16 protein-coding genes are annotated in these 18,428 nt (G+C 66.5%); 2 read left to right on the forward strand and 14 right to left on the reverse strand.

The genetic code is table 11. From position 1 onward, the window contains the following. Nucleotides 1–7: 7 nt before the first annotated feature. The 11 genes from bamB to OU995_RS25130 all read right to left on the reverse strand — a co-directional run bounded on the left by bamB (nt 8) and on the right by OU995_RS25130 (nt 13,276). Nucleotides 8–1,183, reverse strand: coding sequence for an outer membrane protein assembly factor BamB (gene bamB / locus OU995_RS25080; RefSeq protein WP_267832901.1), 1,176 nt, complete (start codon nt 1,181–1,183; stop codon nt 8–10). After that, the gene (locus tag OU995_RS25085) at nt 1,180–1,845 is read right to left on the reverse strand and encodes a YfgM family protein (RefSeq protein ID WP_267832902.1); all 666 of its coding nucleotides are present in this window, start codon (nt 1,843–1,845) and stop codon (nt 1,180–1,182) included. The genes bamB and OU995_RS25085 overlap by 4 nt, the downstream gene beginning before the upstream one ends. 38 nt (nt 1,846–1,883) lie before the next feature. After that, complete coding sequence (gene hisS, locus OU995_RS25090; RefSeq protein ID WP_267832903.1) at nt 1,884–3,194, reverse strand: histidine--tRNA ligase; 1,311 nt, start codon at nt 3,192–3,194, stop codon at nt 1,884–1,886. Between the two features lie 13 nt (nt 3,195–3,207). Then, on the reverse strand, nt 3,208–4,500 hold the full coding sequence (gene ispG, locus OU995_RS25095) for a flavodoxin-dependent (E)-4-hydroxy-3-methylbut-2-enyl-diphosphate synthase (protein WP_267832904.1): 1,293 nt from the start codon (nt 4,498–4,500) through the stop codon (nt 3,208–3,210). Between the two features lie 55 nt (nt 4,501–4,555). Then, nucleotides 4,556–5,662, reverse strand: coding sequence for a helix-turn-helix domain-containing protein (locus OU995_RS25100; protein WP_267832905.1), 1,107 nt, complete (start codon nt 5,660–5,662; stop codon nt 4,556–4,558). A 10-nt stretch (nt 5,663–5,672) separates the two neighbouring features. Next, nucleotides 5,673–6,497, reverse strand: coding sequence for a type IV pilus biogenesis/stability protein PilW (gene pilW / locus OU995_RS25105; protein WP_267832906.1), 825 nt, complete (start codon nt 6,495–6,497; stop codon nt 5,673–5,675). Then, the gene (rlmN, locus tag OU995_RS25110; RefSeq protein WP_267832907.1) at nt 6,494–7,684 is read right to left on the reverse strand and encodes a 23S rRNA (adenine(2503)-C(2))-methyltransferase RlmN; all 1,191 of its coding nucleotides are present in this window, start codon (nt 7,682–7,684) and stop codon (nt 6,494–6,496) included. Before rlmN ends, pilW begins: the two co-directional genes overlap by 4 nt. A gap of 57 nt (nt 7,685–7,741) precedes the next feature. Further along, nucleotides 7,742–8,167, reverse strand: a complete 426-nt coding sequence (gene ndk / locus OU995_RS25115; RefSeq protein ID WP_267832908.1) for a nucleoside-diphosphate kinase — start codon at nt 8,165–8,167, stop codon at nt 7,742–7,744. 98 nt (nt 8,168–8,265) lie between these two features. Then, a complete protein-coding gene (locus OU995_RS25120; protein WP_324288678.1) occupies nt 8,266–10,554 on the reverse strand; it encodes a pseudouridine synthase in 2,289 nt (762 codons plus the stop codon). A 38-nt stretch (nt 10,555–10,592) separates the two neighbouring features. Continuing rightward, nucleotides 10,593–12,020, reverse strand: a complete 1,428-nt coding sequence (gene scpB, locus OU995_RS25125; protein ID WP_267832909.1) for an SMC-Scp complex subunit ScpB — start codon at nt 12,018–12,020, stop codon at nt 10,593–10,595. Nucleotides 12,021–12,298: 278 nt separating this feature from the next. After that, nucleotides 12,299–13,276: an RluA family pseudouridine synthase gene (locus OU995_RS25130; RefSeq protein ID WP_267832910.1), complete on the reverse strand. Its 978-nt coding sequence runs from the start codon at nt 13,274–13,276 to the stop codon at nt 12,299–12,301. Between the two features lie 155 nt (nt 13,277–13,431). On the opposite strand from OU995_RS25130, the gene OU995_RS25135 reads away from it, so the two are divergent. Beyond that, entirely contained in the window at nt 13,432–14,256 is an 825-nt protein-coding gene (locus OU995_RS25135) for an outer membrane protein assembly factor BamD (protein WP_267836377.1), read from the forward strand. 217 nt (nt 14,257–14,473) lie between these two features. On the opposite strand, the gene OU995_RS25140 is transcribed toward OU995_RS25135, so the two are convergent. Beyond that, complete coding sequence (locus OU995_RS25140) at nt 14,474–16,450, reverse strand: ATP-dependent DNA helicase (RefSeq protein WP_420714902.1); 1,977 nt, start codon at nt 16,448–16,450, stop codon at nt 14,474–14,476. A gap of 205 nt (nt 16,451–16,655) precedes the next feature. Beyond that, entirely contained in the window at nt 16,656–16,859 is a 204-nt protein-coding gene (locus OU995_RS25145; protein ID WP_267832911.1) for a YdcH family protein, read from the reverse strand. A 54-nt stretch (nt 16,860–16,913) separates the two neighbouring features. On the opposite strand from OU995_RS25145, the gene OU995_RS25150 reads away from it, so the two are divergent. After that, entirely contained in the window at nt 16,914–17,681 is a 768-nt protein-coding gene (locus OU995_RS25150) for a PP2C family protein-serine/threonine phosphatase (protein WP_267832912.1), read from the forward strand. A gap of 24 nt (nt 17,682–17,705) precedes the next feature. On the opposite strand, the gene OU995_RS25155 is transcribed toward OU995_RS25150, so the two are convergent. Further along, the gene (locus tag OU995_RS25155) at nt 17,706–18,428 is read right to left on the reverse strand and encodes a hypothetical protein (protein ID WP_267832913.1); all 723 of its coding nucleotides are present in this window, start codon (nt 18,426–18,428) and stop codon (nt 17,706–17,708) included.

The raw sequence follows: 18,428 nt of genomic DNA on the forward strand, positions 1-18,428 counted from the left end.
CAATCAATCAATTCTGGCGCAGCGCGTAAAGCTTGCCGCTGCGGGTGGCGATCAGCACGACATCGCCCAGGCGCACCGGCGCTGCCGCCACGCCCGAGCTGTCGGTGGACAGACGCTGGATGGTCTGGCCCTTGTCGCGCGACAGGAAATGCACATACCCCTCGCTGTCGCCGAAGATGACCGACTTCTCGGTCACCAGCGGGGCGCTGAGTTTGCGGTTCAGGAACTGGTCCGACGTCCACAGCACATCGCCGGTGGGCGTGCCCCAGGCGCTGATGCGGTCGGATGCGTCGGCCGCGACGGTCATGGTGGCGTCGCTGCTCACCCCACGGGTGCCACCGATGCTGCGGGTCCAGATGGCGGAGCCACGTTCGGCGTTGATGCAACCGACGGCCGACTGGAAGGCTCGGGCGCAGAAGATGGCGTTGTCACGCCCCATCGGCCCCACCAGGTCGGCCAGACGCTCCACCTCGTTGGTGCCGCGCGGGTTGGAGATGGTGGCTTCCCACTGCAGCGTGCCGCGCAGCGGATCAACACCGGCCAGACGGGGACCCTGCCCCACCAGCAAGGTGTTTTGGTGGGCCGCGATCACGCCGGGTTGCTGCAGGGTGAGCGGCTCGCCAGGGCGGCGCAGTTCCCACAGCTTGCGGCCGTCCTGGGCATCATAGGCCTGCACCATGCGGTCCAGGGTGAGCACGAACACACGTTCACCGGCCACGAACGGCGAGGTGATCACCGGAACGGTCACGGTCTTGCGCCAGAGGATCTTGGCGCCTTCACTCACCACGAGTTCGTTGTCCCGGGTGACGGCGGCGGCAAAACGACCATCACTGCCCACACCGGCATTCAGGCCCTTGCCCATTTCCACGCGCCACAGCACGTTGCCGGTATCGGCAGCCAGGGCGGTGACCACGCCGTCACTGCCGGCCACCACGAACTGGTTGTTGACGGCGGCGACCGACAGCGGGAACTTCACGCTGTCCACCCGTGCTTCCCAAGCCACGCGTGCATTGAGCGCAGTGGTGAAGGTTTCCAGCGGCGCCGGCTTGGTGTCCTTGGAGCTGCTGAACAGCGAGCAGGCGCCCAGCACGGCGACCGCGCCAGCCACCACCACGGTGCGGATCAGCGGACGGAGGGCGGGAAACGAACGGCCCGTGCCGACAGAACGGACGCCGCCACTCATTGCACGGTCTCCTTGTCGGTCTCGACCGACACGCCCAGGCTGGCCAGCTTCATCTCCACCATGCGGCGGTAGTCCAGCTGCTTGTCGAGGCCGTCATAGGCCTTCTTGAATTCGGTCTTGGCCTGGTCCGGCTTGTTCTGCAGCAAGGCGATGTCACCGCGACGGTCCGCCACCAGCGGGGCGAAGTCAGCGCCCTTCACGCCTTCCAGCGTCTTGGCGGCTTCGTCGTACTGCTTGGCATCCATCTGCAGGGCGGCCAGGCGCAGGCGGGCCAGGTCGGCATACGACGGCTCGGCGGCATTGGCGGCGGCCCAGTTCAGCGAAGCCTTGGCTTCATCGACCTTGCCTTTGTCCAGTTGCAGCTTGGCGGTCAGCAGCGCTCCCTGCGCTGCATAAGCGGTGGAGGCATAACCCTTCTGCAGCTGGGCCCACAGACCCTGGCCGCCATTGAGGTCGCCGCTTTTCACCGCGCGCTCCAGCTGCGTGAACAGCACCGACGCCTCCGCAGCCTTGTTGCGCTGGAGGATATTCCAGCCCGTCCAGCCGGCGTAACCCAGCAGGCACAGGGTCAGCACCCACACAATCGGATTGCCCCAGCGCTTCCAGAACGCCTTGAGCTGCTCCAACTGTTCCTGTTCTTCGAGATCGAGATGAGACGCCATGAGAGAGAAAGGGTCGGTTGAGTGTGCAAAAGCCGCGATTATGCGGTGCGGAGTTCGCCTGCCCAGTCGGCGATTTGGTAAAGCGACCGGGTGACCTGCTCGCCGCCTTCGGCGCGCAGCGGCTTGACCGACACCTCGCCGCGGGCGAGTTCGTCCTGGCCAAAGATGAGCGCATAGCGGGCGCCGGAGCCGTCCGCCTTCTTGAATTGGGACTTCATGCTGCCCTGGCCGGGGTGCATCACCACCGACACACCGGCAGCACGCAGGGCCTCCAGCGCCACCAGCACCTGCGGCAGGCCTTCGGCCGAGGGGATGATGGCGTAGGCGTCCGGGGCCGGCGGAGGCGGCAGCGTGCCCACCTCTTCCAGCAGCAGCAGCATGCGTTCCATGCCCATGCCAAAACCCACCGCCGGGGAGGCCTTGCCGCCCAGTTGCTCAATCAGGTAGTCATAACGGCCGCCGCCGCAGATGGTGCCCTGCGAACCCAGACGAGTGGTCACCCATTCGAAGACGGTGAGGTTGTAGTAGTCCAGCCCGCGGACCAGGCGCGGATTGATGCGGTAGGCCACACCGGCCGCGTCCAGGATGGCACGCACGCCGTTGAAATGCGCCAGCGAGGCCTCACCCAGGAAGTCCAGCAGACGCGGCGCCTGGTTGGCCATGTCCTGCAGCGCCGGATTCTTGGTGTCCAGCACCCGCAACGGATTGCTGTGCAGGCGGCGCTTGCCGTCCTCGTCCAGCAGGTCCTCGTGCTGCTCCAGATAAGCGATCAGCGCTTCGCGGTGGGCGCGGCGTTCGTCCGGCTGGCCCAGGCAGTTGAGCTCCAGCTCGAAGTGCTCCCCCTGCACCAGGCCGAGTTCACGCAGCAGGCGGCTGCCCATCAGGATGACTTCCGCGTCCACGTCCGGGCCGGAAAAGCCCAGGGCTTCCACGCCCATCTGGTGGAACTGGCGGTAACGGCCCTTCTGCGGCTTTTCGCGGCGGAACATCGGGCCGAAGTAGTACAGACGGCGGCCGGAGTCGCGCAGGAACGAGTGCTCCATCATCGCCCGCACCACGCCGGCGGTCATCTCCGGACGCAGCGCCAGATGCTCGGCCTGGCCGTTCTTGTCGGCACGGTCTTCGAAGGCATACATCTCCTTCTCGACGATGTCGGTCACCTCACCAATGCCACGCACGAACAGCGCGGTCGGTTCAACGATAGGAGTGCGGACATTCTGGTAGCCATACCGCTGCAGCACACCGCGCATCAGGCCTTCCAGCCATTCCCAGCGCGCCGATTCCGGCGGCAGGATGTCATTCATGCCCTTGACGGCTTGCAAGGGCGGGAGCTTCTTCACGTCTGTCATGTCGGATGCGGCCTCACTGGCCGCCGAAACGTTTTTCAATGTAGTTCTCGACCAGGGCGTGGAATTCATTGGCGATGTTGTCACCACGCAGGGTGAGCGCCTTCTGGCCATCGATGAACACTGGCGCAGCCGGGGCCTCACCGGTGCCGGGCAGGCTGATGCCGATGTCGGCATGCTTGCTCTCGCCGGGCCCGTTGACGATGCATCCCATCACCGCCACCTTCATGTTCTCGACGCCCGCGTACTTGGTGCGCCAGATGGGCATCTGGGCGCGCAGGAAGTCGTCGATCTGCTTGGCCAGCTCCTGGAACGTGGTGCTGGTGGTGCGGCCACAGCCCGGGCAGGCGGTGACGCTGGGGTTGAAGGCACGCAGACCCAGCGATTGCAGGATCTCCAGAGCCACCACCACCTCCTGCGTACGGGACTCCCCCGGCTGCGGCGTCAGCGACACGCGAATGGTGTCACCGATGCCTTCCTGCAGCAGCACCGACAGCGCGGCCGCCGAAGCCACCGTGCCCTTGGTGCCCATGCCGGCTTCGGTCAGGCCCAGGTGCAGGGCGTAGTCGCAGCGACGGGACAGGGCGCGGTAGACCGAGATCAGGTCCTGCACACCGCTGACCTTGCAGCTGATGATGATGTTGTCGGGGTTCATGCCCAGTTCACGGGCATAAGTGGCCGAGCTCAGCGCCGACTGGATCAGCGCCTGGTACATGACCTGCTTGCCGTCCCAGGGTTGGGCGCGGCGGGCGTTCTCGTCCATCATCTGGGCCAGCAGTTCCTGGTCCAGGCTGCCCCAGTTCACGCCGATGCGCACGACCTTGTCGTATTGAACCGCCGCCTCGATCATCTGGGCGAACTGGCGGTCCTTCTTGTCGCCCTTGCCCACGTTGCCAGGGTTGATGCGGTATTTGCTCAGTGCCTGGGCCATGGCCGGATGCTCGGTGAGCAGCCGGTGGCCGTTGTAGTGGAAGTCGCCGACCAGGGGAACATGGATGCCCATGCGGTCGAGCTGGTCGCGAATGTGCGGCACGGCGTCAGCCGCTTCCGGCGTGTTGACGGTGATGCGCACCAGCTCGGAACCGGCCACGGCCAGTTCCTTGATCTGGATGGCGGTTTCGATGACGTCCACCGTGTCAGTGTTGGTCATCGACTGCACACGCACCGGCGCATCGCCACCGATCGTCACCTCATGGTCGCCCCAGCGCACCCGTGCCTGGCGGGTAAGGCGTGCGGCAGGCGCGGCTGCTGCGATCAGGTCGTTGTCGGGGTGGAGGTCCGAAGTGGGGGCAATGCGAGCTTGGTCCATGGTCATGCAGGTCGGGTTGGGAGGGCATCTGGAGCAGCGGCCTCCCCTGCCCTCATCAGTTCAATTCCAGTCGCGCCACGTTGTCACGGGCACGCGAGGCCAGATCCACGGGCTTGCCCCGGAAGACCAGCTCAGTGCCGGAAACATTGCCAACGCGCAGTTTGAGAGGTGCCGTCCCGTTCAGGTCCACCTGCTCGCCGCTGCGCAGCAGGCGCGACAGCAGGGACTGGCCGTGGCTGTCGACCACTTCCACCCAGGTGTCGGCGGTGGCGCGCACGCGCAGCAGGCCGGCACCGGCCGGTGTGGCCGCCGCCGGGTTGGTGGCCGGGGCCGTTGCGGTGGCCGGCGGTGGGGTGGTGGCGGGCAGTGTGGCGGGAGTTGTGGCCGACGTTGTGGCTGGGGAAGCCGTGGGAGCGGGAGATACGCTGCCAGGCGCAGCCGCCCCCTGCGACGACGGAGATTGGGGGGTGGTTGGCGAGGTGTTTGCAACCACAGTTTGAGCACTCGCCGGGCCGGACGTTGTCTGAGCCGTCGTCGCCTGGGTGCCCGATGTGCCCGCAGTGCCGCCGATCACCGACGCCGTTTCGCTCACCATCGGTGCGGAAGCAGGCACGGTGGGCGCTTCCACCTGCAGCGGCTCGGTGGTCGTCCCAGGCTGGGCAGTCGTTTCGGGCTCGCGGTGGAATCGACGGGTCACGTCTTCCACCATGCTCGTGGGCACCAGATAGACCGCCAGAGCCGCCACCAGCAGCGCGGCGCCACCCAGCAGCACGGGGCTCTTCAGCAGCGCCAGCGACACGAGGGGCTCCTGACTGGATGCACGCTCACGGAACGGCTGGTTCAGCCCCGGCGTCACGCGGTCCAGCGAGGCTTCGTTGCCACCACGCGGCAGCATCGCCAGCACCGGTTCGGCATCGATCTTGAGGACACGGCACATCGACCGGGCCAGGGCACGGGCGAAAGTGGCGTCCGGCAGTTCCTTGTAGCGGTCGCCCTCCAGCGCCTCCAGCTTGGACTGCGGCACCTTCAGCGTGGCTGCCAGCGCCGCAATGTGCAGTCCGCGGGCCTCGCGGGCGCGGCGCAGCGCCGCCCCCGCCGTGACCTCGGACGAGATCGCGGCGTCCAGCGCCGCGGGCGCCTCATCGGCCGCCGTGGATGTCATGCGATGTCCCTCATTCATCGAATCGACCATTGTTCAAGGCCTGTGTCTCGGGCGCTTGCGGATATTTGCTCCGCATCTGCTTGCCGAGGTCCTCCATATTCGCCATGTTGCCTGCCCGGCGTTCGATCCGCAGTTCCAGCCACAGGCTGGACGCGTTGATCTGTTCAGGATTGTTGTTGACCCGGCGAGCGTAGAAACGCGCGCGTTCGTAGTCGCCCTGGCGATACAGCACTTCACCCAGGTTCACGGCCACGGTGGGGTTGCCCGGCTCGAATTCAAAGGCCTTCAGCAGATGCTGCTGGGCATTGGGCAGTTGCCCGGCACGGGCATCACAGACGCCCCAGGCCAGCAGGGTGCGGCCCGGTGTGCGGTATTGGGGGACGGCCAGGGCCGCTTCAAACTGGCGGCTGGCTTCGGCATAACGCTGGCGCTGGCACAGGAACCAGCCGTAGTTGTGCATCAGGTCGGCATCCGGGCGACCCGTGGCCAGGCCCTTCTTGAAGCCGTCTTCGGCCGCTTCATAGTCGCCCATGGCGGCGTAGATCAGGCTGCGCAGGCTGACAGCACCCGCCACATCCGGCTTGATGGCCTGGGCCTGCTTCAGCTCGTCCAGCGCCGTTTCATATTGACCCCGGCCCAGGTAAGCCGACGCCAGCTCCATGCGCACCGCCGCACGCCGGTCGGCATCCGTCGAGTCGCTGGCCGTCTTTGGCTCCTGACGCGTGGGTGCGCTGGGCGTGCCGCAGCCTGGCAACAGCGCGCCAACCATCAGCGCAACGGACAGGATGCGGGCCGTACGGCGGGCGTGCAGGAAGCCAGGCGTCAAAGTGGTCATGGGCGGGGGATGATCGGGGGTTGAGAGCTGGGACCGGTCGAGGCACCCGAGGCTGGCGCGGGCACCGTGGCGGATCCTGCCGCGCCACGATGCACCACCACCGGCGCCCTCACCATCCGCAGATGAGCGCGGGTGCGATCCTGGACTTCACCGGCCAACTGGCCACACGCGGCATCGATGTCATCGCCCCGGGTCTTGCGGACCGTGGTGACGATGCCCGATTGAATGAGCAGGTCGGCAAACGCCTTGACTCGCTCATTGCTGCTGCGCTTGAGGCCGGACGCCGGGAAGGGATTAAACGGAATGAGGTTGATCTTGCAGGGCACCTTGCCCTTGAGCAGATGAATCAGCTCACGCGCCTGCTCCGGCGAGTCATTCACATGGTCGAGCATGCAGTACTCGAAGGTGATGAAGTCGCGAGGGGCGGATTCGAGATAGCGATTGCAGCTGTCCAGCAGCTCGGCAATCGGGTACTTGCGGTTCAGCGGAACAAGCTGGTCACGCAGCGGGTCGGTCGGCGCATGCAGGGACACGGCCAGCGCCACCGGCACATCCTCGCGCAGGCGGTCGATCATCGGCACCACGCCGGAGGTCGACACCGTCACACGACGGCGCGACAGACCATAGCCATGGTCGTCCAGCATGACCCGCAGGGCCGGCACCAGCGCGCCGTAGTTCTGCAGGGGTTCGCCCATGCCCATCATCACCACATTGGAGATGATGCGTTCGTCCTTGCCCAGACGCTGGCGCAGGCTGTGCTCGGCATGCCAGAGCTGGGCCAGGATTTCCCAAGTCTCGAGATTGCGGCTGAAGCCCTGATGGCCGGTGGAGCAGAAACGGCAGCCCACGGCGCAACCGGCCTGGCTGGAAATGCACAGGGTGGCCCGGTCATCCTCGGGGATGTAGACCGCTTCCACCGCATTGCCCTGGCCGACATCGAACAACCACTTGATGGTGCCGTCGGCCGAGACATGTTCGGAGATCACCGGCAGGCCGGTGATGAGGGCGCGCCCGGCCAGCTTGTCCCGCAGGGACTTGGCCAGGTCGGACATCTGCGAGAAGTCCGAGGCGCCCTTTTGATGAATCCACCGGAACAGCTGGGTCGCGCGAAAACGCTTCTCCCCCAGCTGATCGCAGTACGCGGCCAGGCCTTGCAGATCGAATCCGAGCAGGTTGACCGCGTCCATGGTGGTGACCTCTTTCTCTCTATGGCCTCCTGGCCCAGAGTCCAGAGGCAATTGCCATTAACGGCTGTAGACGTTCATGCCGGGGAAGAAGAACGCCACTTCCTGGGCGGCGGTTTCCGCAGCGTCGGAACCGTGCACGGCGTTGGCGTCGATGCTGTCGGCGAAGTCAGCACGGATGGTGCCCTTCTCGGCCTTCTTCGGGTCGGTGGCGCCCATCAGGTCGCGGTGCTTCAGGATGGCGTTTTCGCCTTCCAGCACCTGGATGATGACGGGACCGGAGATCATGAAGGTGACCAGGTCGTTGAAGAAGGGACGTGCCTTGTGCACGGCGTAGAAGGCCTCAGCCTCGCCACGCGACAGGTGCACCATCTTGGCGGCCACAATCTTCAGACCAGCGCCTTCGAAGCGGGCGTAGATCTGGCCGATGACGTTCTTCGCCACGGCATCGGGCTTGATGATGGACAGGGTGCGTTCGATGGCCATAGTTTTTCCTTGAAATCGTGGGCTTGGCAAAGCCCGGGATTGTAATGCGTGAAGTCAAGCCCCCGGTGACAGCAGGATGTCGGGGGCCTGGAGGGGTTTCAGCGACGGCCGCGACCGCCGCCGCCTCCTCCGCCTCCGCCGCCGCCCCCACCACCGCCACCCCCGCGACGACCGCCACGATTGTTTCGGTTAATGAAAGCGTCGGCGCCGATATAGCCGATCGATGTCTTCATCGGGTCGGGCTGACGTTCGCCACTCGGGCCGCGCGGGTTGCCGCGCCCCTGGTTGTGCTGGCTCGGATCGCTGCCGCCCCGACCAAAACCGGCCGGAATGCCGCGCTTGCCACTGGTGGCAAACCGGCGGTCGAAGGTCTGTTCCAGCGGATTGATGTGGCGAGGAATGAAGTCGTCGTCATCCTCTTCCCGACGCGGACGGTCGCGATCACGCTCGCGTTCGCGCTCCTGCTGCGGGCGCTGCTGGTGCTGGGTGCGCTGCTCCTGCTGGCGCTGGTCACCACGGTCAGGGCGATCCGGGCGATCCGGTCGATCGGGGCGCTCATAGCGGTCCTGACGATCCGGACGGTCCTGCCGATCCTGACGATCCGGCCGATCCGGACGCTCCATGCGCGGCTCGGGACGGCTCGGGCGGGGCCCGCCGTTGCCACCGCCGCGACGGCGCTTGGCATTGCGGTCACCTCGATCGCCACGATCCCCACGGTCGGAACGCTCATGCTGCACATGGCCGGCCAGCTGGCGGATGATGCGGACATCGGCATCACCGAGTTCCACATACACACCACGACGCAGGCCTCGCGGCAGCACCACGGTGCCGTAGCGGATACGGATCAGGCGGCTGACAGCCAGCCCCACCGTCTCGAACAACTTGCGCACTTCGCGGTTGCGACCTTCGGTGATGACCACGCGGTACCAGCGGTTCACGCCTTCGCCACCGCCATCCACGATGCTCTTGAAGCTGGCCTGCTGGCCATCCACGTCCACACCGGTCAGCAGCGTGTTCTTCTGCTCGTTGCTGAGGGAACCCAGCACACGCACCGCATATTCGCGTTCCACGCCAAAGCGCGGATGCATCAGCTGATTGGCCAGCTCACCGGAATTGGTGAACAGCAGCAGGCCTTCGGTGTTCAGGTCCAGACGGCCGACCGATTGCCACTTGCCCTGCGGCAGGCGCGGCAGGTTGCGGAACACCGTCGGACGACCTTCCGGGTCGTTGAAGGTGACCACTTCGCCCACCGGCTTGTGATAGGCCAGGATACGGGGCGCTGCCGGCGCGATGCGCACCTTGATCGGCTTGCCGGCCACGGCCACACGGTCGCCGTAGGAGATGCGCTGGCCCACATGCGCCACTTCTCCGTTCACGGTGATCTGGCCCTTGGCAATCATGTCCTCGATGTCGCGGCGCGAACCGACACCGGCCTGGGCCAGCACCTTTTGCAGCTTGGGCGCATCGGGTTCGGGAGCGAGCACGCGCTTGGCCGGGGCATCGGCGCCAGCATCGCCGTCCTGATCGGCGGCGGCTTCGATGTCATCGGCTTCGATGTCCGCAGCGTCGGCCAGGTCATCGTCGCCGTCGACATCTTCGTCGAAGGCGCCCGACAGCAGGTCGTCGAAGCGGGCCTGGGCCAGCGCCTGGAGTTCGGCAGGGTCCGCCGCCGGAACACCAGCCCCCTGTTCGGCGGACGCTTCCGCACCCGGGGCGCCTGCACCGTCCACACGGGCCGGCTGGCCCTCTGCCACACCATCGCGTGCCTCACGGCCGTCGCGATTGCGACCGCGTCCACGGCGATTGCGTCCCTGGCGGGGGCCACGGTCACCGTCCTCACCGTCTTCGCCGGAGGCAGCGCCTTCAGCGCCCAGCACCGGCTCGGGAATCACTTCTTCGCCCAGTGTGAACCGGGGGCCGGAGGTGCCCGCCACGGGGGCCGCCGCAGGGGCCAGTTCGGCTTGCGGTGCGGTTGGTGAGGCCCTCTGCGGCGCCGCGTGCGCAGAAACCGGCACTGCAGTCACCGGCGTCTCTGCGGCGGCGTCAGCCGCCTCGGCACTGTCGGCCGCCTTGGCGCGGGTCCGGCGCTTGGGCTTGGCGGGAGCCTCAGCCTCGGCGGCAGGTGCCTCCCCTGCGGAGGCCTCAGCAGCCGGCGGTGCCGCGGCTTCGGACGTGTCCGAAGTGGCGGCCGCCTTGCGCCGCGTGCGGGGCTTGGGAGCGTCTTGCGTCGCAGGCGCTGCAGCATCCGCCGTGGCGGCAGCGTCTGCAGTTGCAGCGGCGGCCGTCTTGCGAGTGCGCTTGGGGCGCACAGGCGCGTCAGCGGGCGCGTCCGACGAGGCTGCGGTCAGCGTGTCGGGCTTGGTGTCGTCAATATCGTTTGAATTCATGTGTCGGCTTGCACCTTGTCAGCGGTGGACACGGCCCCTCACGGGGCACTCTTATCAGCCACGGGGTTGACCGTCCCGGGCGGTTGTTCGTCAATCGGCTCGCGTTCGGCGGCCGTCGGTTCTTCGGCTTCGTCAGCCACGGAGGTCGCTGCGGAGGCCGGCGGGGCCATCTCTGTGCTGGCGGGGTCGTCGCCCGTCAGCGGCAGGGTCGAGCGCCTGTCATCGTTGTTGCCAGTGGCATCAACAGGGGCATCGCGCTCGGCCCGGGTTGGGTGCTCGGAGTCCGGATCGGTCTCGTCGCTGTTGTGATTCGCCTCGGCTTCAGCTTCGGCACCTGGGTTGGTCGGGGGTTCGCCACTTGTTTCGGTCCCCATCATGGCCGAATCTGCAGCGTCGGCGTCAGCATCCACTTCCACTTCGGAGTCCTCATCATTCGAGGCATCCATCGAAGCACCGACCGAAGCGGCCACTGAATCGGCAAATGCAGCAAACGCAGCGGCCGACAATCCTCCCGGAGGAGGTGGCGGCACCGGCTTGGCCACCTTGATGGGCAAGACCTGCGCCTTGCGCACCCCTTCGGACGCATTGTGCTCCTCAACTGGCGCCTGGGCCTGCGGTTCAGACAGGCTGATGTCCTGACTTGTGGTCGGGATGTCGGCCTGGCCTGCCGTAGAAACAGATTCGGACTCGGACTCGGATACCGATACCTTTTCTGAAAGCGTTTCCGATAGCGATTCCGATAGCATTTCGGCCACCGATTCGGATACAGATTCCGGCGCCGACCCCACGTCCTCTGCCGAAGACTCCATGGGCCCCACCGAACCTGTGGGGTCCACCGACCCCGTCGGATGTTCCGGGTCGGCCTGCGCTGGAGGATCCACCTCCACCACATCCGGCGGCGGCGGCTCATCCAGCAGCGACCCCTGCAAGGTGCCAGGGATCGGCGTCGGGTCGCCACCCTGGATCAAGGCCGGCAACTGTTCCAGGCTGGTCAGGCCCAGGTCATCCAAAAACTGCCGGGTGGTGGCATAAAGCGCAGGCCGACCTGGCGCTTCCCGATGACCGATGACCTCGATCCAGTTGCGATCTTCCAGCTGCTTGATGATGGGCGTGGCCACCACCACGCCGCGAATGTCTTCGATATCGCCACGCGTTACCGGTTGACGGTAGGCGATGATGGCCAAAGTCTCCAGCACCGCGCGTGAGTATTTGGGCGGCTTTTCCGGGTTCAGCCGATCCAGATGTTCACGCAGCTCCGGCCGGCTCTGGAAACGCCAACCCGAGGCCAGGGCCACCAATTCAACGCCCCGCCCTTCCCACTCCCGCAGCAAATCGTCCAGCAGCGAGCGAATGCTGTCGGCATTGAGCTCCTCTGCAAACAGCGAGCGCATGTCGCGCAGCGTCAGCGGCGCCTGCGCACACAACAACGCCGTCTCCAGGACGCGCTTGGCCTCCAGCGTGTTCATGTGCAGCCACTCATGCAGCCGGCCCGAGAGCCGGTCAGGTCTGTGTCGTTCGCCATCTTGGGCGTCGGCAGCGGCAACAGCCGTGCCGAACCAGTTCGATCTGCTTGTGCTTGGGATCTTGGGGTACCGCCGGGTGGGGCGGAACGGGGGCGGAGGGGTCAGCGGGGACGGGCCCGGTGACATGCTCCGCCTGGCGCTACGCCCGGGATACAACTTCAAGCCCGCAGCGGTCTGGCGCAAATTCTGGGGTCATTGTAGCGCCAGTCTCGCCACCCGCTTCAAAACACCGGCTCGGACAAACCCGCGACCTCCCACGCAGCGGCCATTTCGCACGGCAGCGGCGCCTGAAAGCGCACCGGCTCGCCGGTGATCGGGTGGTCAAAGCCCAGCCGAGCCGCATGCAGGGCCTGCCGTTCCAGCCCGAGGGCCGGGGCGCCACCATACAGGGCGTCCGACACCAGCGCATGGCCCTTGTGCGCCGCATGCACCCGGATCTGGTGGGTGCGGCCGCTATGCAACACACAGTGCAAGGCCGACATCGTGCGCGAGAGGCCGCGCGCATCCTGCCACTGGGCTTCGGCCAGCAGATGGAAATCCGTTCGCGCCGGCTTGCCGCCGCCCACCACCGCCATGCGCGTGCGGGATTGCGGGTCACGGCCGATGGGCGCCTCCACCGTCCAGGTCTCAGGTGTTCGGCCATGGGCCAGCGCCAGATATTCCCGATGCACGTCCCGCGCGGCAATCATGCGCACCAGCGCGGTCACCGCTGGCAAGGTCTTGCCCACCACCATCAGGCCGGAGGTGTCCTTGTCGAGCCGGTGAACAATGCCGGCACGCGGCAGCGTGGCCGCGCCGGGATGATGCGCCAGCAGACCATTCATCAACGTCCCGGACCAGTTGCCCGCCGCCGGATGGACCACCAGCCCCGCGGGCTTGTTCACCACCAGCAGATGGTCGTCCTCATGCAGGATGTCCAGCCGCATCGACTCCGGGCGGAAGGCCAGCGCCTCTTCGGTCGGCAGCAGTTCCAAGACCAGATGCTGGCCCAATCGCGGCTTGCGGGACGCCTGGCTCACCACGGCGCCATCCAGCGTGACACAGCCCCGGTCGATCAGGCCCTGCAGATGGCTGCGCGAGAACTCCGGCGCGAGTTGCACCAGCCATTTGTCCAGGCGTTGCGCGATCTCTTGCGGCCCCGCTTCGGCCTCCCGGCGCTCCGGGGCTTCCAGCCCAACGTCCTGGGCATCTTCCAGCATTTCTTCCGGGGCAGTCCCTGGGGTCGTTCCCTCAGGGTAAAGCAGGCCCCCAGGGGCCGGGGTCGGGCCGACCTGAACCATATAATCAAAGCTCCAAATTCAGATAGGGGCGGCGTTTTCGCCTGCCCACGGGACCCATGATGGAAATTTCGGTGATGCGCACGCTGCGCACCTCCTGGCCCGCCTCCTGGCGTGTTTGGGCACTCGCCTCAGCAGTATCCGCCGTGATGGGCCTGGCCGCCTGCTCCTCCACACCGAAGGACGATCCGAATTCCCAGGCCAACCTCGAGAAATTGTACGAGGAGGCCAAGGAAGACATGATGAGCGGCAGTTACGACCGCGCCATCAAGACCCTGGAACGGATCGAAGGTCGCGCCGCAGGCACCACGCTCGGCCAGCAGGCCCAGCTGGATCTGGCCTGGGCCAACTACAAGAGCGGCGAGCGGGTGCAGGCCGTGGCCGTGCTGGACCGCTTCATCAAGCTCAACCCCTCCAGCGCCGCGCTGGACTATGCGCTCTACATGAAGGGCCTGGTCAACTTCAACGACGACCTGGGTCTGTTCGGCCGCATCGCCCGCCAGGACATCAGCGAACGTGACCAGCAGGCCGCCCGCGACTCCATGCAGGCGTTCAAGCAGTTGGTGGAGCAGTTCCCCGACTCCAAATACGCTCCGGATGCCCGCACCCGCATCGACTACATCACCAACAGCCTGGCGGCTTATGAAGTGCATGTGGCGCGTTACTACTACAACCGGGGCGCCTATCTGGCCGCTGCCAACCGCGCCCAGGCGGCGCTGCTGGAATTCCAGAACGCTCCGGCGCTGGAAGAAGCGCTGTATCTGATGGTGCGCAGCTATGACAAGCTGGGCCTCAATCAACTCCGGGACGACTCGGAGCGTGTGCTGAAGTCCAGCTTCCCGGACAGCGGCTACCTGAATGGGGTGGTCCGCAAAGAGAAGCCGTGGTGGCAGGTCTGGTGATCCGGGTCTGGTGATCCGGGTCTTTTGACCCGAGTCCGTTGACCCGAGTCCGTTGACCCAGGGCTGGTGACCCGGTTCTGTTGTGTTGAGCCGTTTCCATTGACCCGGCTCTGTTGACCCGGCTCTGTTGGCCCGGTTCGGTTGGCCCGGTTCGGTTGCCTCCCATCAGGCGCCCGCCCTCCGGCGCTGACAGCGAAGCTGCCGCGTCTGAGACGTGTCAGCCCTGGTGGTCCTGCGCCAGCAGCGCCAACCACGCCTGCGCCTCGGCCTCGCCAGCCACCTGGGTCATCGGCGGCAGGGCCTCTCGCAGGCGGCGCCCGTAATGGCTGCCCGCCAGCCGCGGGTCACACACCACCAGCAGCCCACGATCCGACTCGGTGCGGATCAGCCGTCCGGCCCCCTGCTTCAAGGCGATGGCCGCTTCAGCCACGAAGTACTCGGTAAAGGCATTGCGCCCCTCCGCTTCCAGCCGCTGCACCCGCGCCTCGACCAGCGGATCGTTCGGTGGTGGAAAGGGCAGCTTGTCGATCACGACGCATTGCAGCGCTTCACCGGGCACGTCGATGCCCTCCCAGAAGCTGGCAGACCCCACCAGCACCGACGCAGGTTGATCCACGAACTGCTGCAGCAGTTGCCGCTTGGGAGCCGAGCCCTGCACCAGCACCTCGATCCGTTGCCCCCCCACCTCGAACCGCTCCCGCAGCACATCGGCCACGGTGTGCAGTTGCCGCAGGGTGGTGGTGAGGATGAAGGTGCGTCCGCCCAGGCACGCTGCCAGCCGTGCACCCAGCAGGCCCACGGATTCGCCATGGTCCGGCTCGGAAGGTTTGGGGAAATGGCGCGGCACATACAGCCGCGCATGCGCGGCATAGTCAAAGGGGCTGCCCACCCGCAGCGTGCGGGCGTCCTGCAGGCCAGCCGGCTCGGTGAACCAGCGCAGCGACTCGTCCTCTCCCAGGGTCGCCGAGGCGAAGATCCAGGCGCGTGGCGGTCCTTCCAGCTGCTCCTGCATCGCCTCCCGGATGTCCAGCGGCGACTCGACCAACCGCACATGCTGCACACCCACATCGACCCAGCGCACGGCTGAAGGGTCAGGGTCCCGAGCAAAGAGCTGCACCGCCTTGTAGAGCTCCACCGACCGTTCGTGCAGACGCGCCAGGTCGGGATCCATCTCCATCACGGATGCCATCGCGTCCACCGACAGCTCCAGGGCCTGCCCGGTCTGGGCCAGGGCTTCCAGCACCGCAGGCCGGCCGGCCACTTCGTTCCAGCGCAGCTTCAGCACACCACGCAGGTCACGATCGCCTGCGCAAGCCAGGCGCAGGGCACGCGCCGCGCGTTCCACACCGCCCGAGATCTCCTGCCATTCCTGCAAACCACGCGCATGCTGCAGCCCCTGCGCGAGCATGTCCCGCGCGAAGTCAAACAGCTGAGCGCTGCCCAGGTTGCGGCCCAGAAAGTTCAGCCCGGCTTCCGGCAGTTGATGGGCTTCGTCAAAGATCGCCACCTCCACGCCGGGCAGCAGTTCCGCCACGCCGCTGTCGCGCAGCACCATGTCGGCAAAAAACAGGTGATGGTTCACCACCAGCAGGTCGGCCTCCATGGCCTCGCGGCGGGCGCGCACCACATGGCAGTCCCGATAGGACGGGCAATCCGTCCCCAGGCAGTTGTCCCGCGTGGAGCTGACCAGCGGAATGATCGGTGAACGTTCGTCCAGTCCGTCAATCTCCGAGAAGTCACCGGACTGGGTTTGCATCGCCCAGCGTTCAATGCGTGCGAGCTGCGCCACCGCCCGTCGGTCGGGCAGTTCACCACTGTGGCGCGCCTGCTGCAGTCGGTGCAAGCAGAGGTAACTTCCTCTCCCCTTCAGCAACGCGCTGCGCAAGGGGAGCGAGAAGGTCTCCAGCAGCCGCGGCAGATCGCGCATGAAGAGCTGGTCCTGCAGGCTCTTGGTGGCCGTGCTCACCAAGGTGCGCCCGCCCGACAGCAGCGCGGGCACCAGATAAGCAAAGGTCTTGCCGACACCGGTCCCGGCTTCCACAACCAAGGTGTCCCGCCCGGCAATCGCCTGCGCCACCGCCAAGGCCATGCGCTGCTGAGGCTCGCGAGGGGCATAACCGCCGCTGGCGCGCGCCAGCGGGCCGCCGGCATCGAAGGCGGCCACCACCGCCTGCTCCAGCTCGCCGGGGCCCAATTCATCGGGCCTGGCGCGCGGAGTGGGCGTGTCAGCGGCGGGCGGGGGCGTCAGTGCGGAGTCCAAGCGGGTAGGTGCGCCAGTGGGTTTCAAGAACGGAGACAAAGCCTGTGCGGCGAGCCGTCGGCCTCTCCCGCTGGCAACTGCCGCCCGGGGGGCGCCGGCTCAGGCCGGTTCAGGGCAGGTCATGCGAGATGGTGCGAGGTCAGGCCGGTTCGTCCGGTTCGTTCTCCAGTTCCAGCCGGGCAATCTGGTCGCGCAGGGCCAGACGCTGCTTTTTGAGGCGGCGCAAGCTCAATTCGTCCACCGGGGTGCCGGCAGCCAACAGGTCAATGCGGCCGTCCAACTCCGCGTGTTCCATGCGGAGTTCGATCAGAAGTCTTGCTGGAGAGTGAAGTTGTTCATCCATGCGGGGGGAACCACTCGACCGGAAGGCCAAGCGCTCGGATTATAGTTTTGGGATATGAGCCGCACACCACAAGGCTATCGCCTGAGCGCCGCTACCGGCATCCATCGAGGCGACCGCCTTTATCAGCAAGATCAAGTCCAGGTCTTCGCCCACCCGCGTCAAAGCGGCTGGGTCCTGGGCATCGTCGCCGACGGGATGGGCGGCAAAAGCGGGGGCAGAAAGGCTGCGGATCAGGTCATTCTGACCGCCCAGCAGCTGTTCGAACGCTTCGTGCCGGATGAAGAGGATGAAATCGACCTGCTGCGGCAGATCGTGTCCGAAGCGCATCTGATGATCCGATTGACCGCCATTTCGGCGGAAGAAGAGCCGCACAGCACGCTCGCGGCGTTTCTGGTCACCGGTGCCCGCCGCTGCTTCTGGATTCACACCGGCGACTCGCGCATCTACCACTTCCGTGGCCCCAACATGGTGTCGCGGTCGCTGGACCAGTCCTATGTGCAGCGGCTGGTGGATGAAGGCCAGATCACCGAAGAAGAAGCCCAGGTGCATCCCCAGTCCAACCTGCTGACGGCCTGCCTGGGCACGGTGCAGGAGCCGACCCCGGTGGAGAAGGTGATCGAGCGCCTGGAAGTGGGCGACAGCCTGATGTGCTGCAGCGACGGCCTGTGGCACTACTTCACCCCCGCCGAACTCGGCACCGTGCTGCACAGCCTGCCGCCCCGGGATGGCGCGGAACTGCTGGTCAGCAAGGCCCGCCAGCGGGCCAAGGGCACTGGCGACAACCTGTCGCTGGCGGTGGTGCGGGTCGATCCGCTGGACTGAACGGCCTCAAGACCTCAAAGGGCCTCAGCGCGTCGGCAAGGACTGGATGTCCGACGCCGACGGCGTCGGCAGATGGGCCGGTTTCGGCTTTTTCGGGTCGGCCGGCTTGCTGGCCCGCTTCTCGGCCATTTCCTTGGCGCGACGCTGCTGTTCCTGCTGATCCGCCAGACGGTCCGCCGCCGCCTTGCGGCGCTCTGCGGCCTTGCGCTCGGCAGCCGCCTGTTGCCGCTGCAACTGCTTCTGATGTTCTTCGGGGTTCGCCCGGGGCGCGCGTGACGGCGGCAGCGCTGTCGACGGGGCCGGACGCGGCGACACCTTCACCGGTGCCGGGGCATGCGTGGAGGCTTCGGAGGCCGCCTCCTGGCCCTTGGCCATGACCCGCAGCCGCTGCGCGGCGGCGCGCTGCTGGCGCTCAAGGGCATTCACGTCCTTTTCCTGCGCCAGGATGGGCCGTAGCGCCTCGATGCGCCAGGTATGGGCCTGTTCCAGGCAGTCGGTCACCACAAAGCGGGAATGGCACTCCTTGACCTTGTCGTCATAGGCTTTTTGGACGGCCGCCCTCTTGGCATTGAGTTCCGCCCAGGTCTGCTGGTTGGCCACCGCCTGGGCGTCCTGCAGTTCGGCGGCGCTGGCTGCGCCCGCCGCCAGCATCCATCCCGCTCCCAGCCCGATGACCAGCACCGCCCGCACCGAGCACCGCCGCAGGCGGTCAATGGCCAAAGGAAGCGGAAAGGTGACGGGCGTCAT

This window comes from Roseateles sp. SL47, from assembly GCF_026625885.1.
Taxonomy (GTDB): domain Bacteria; phylum Pseudomonadota; class Gammaproteobacteria; order Burkholderiales; family Burkholderiaceae_C; genus Roseateles.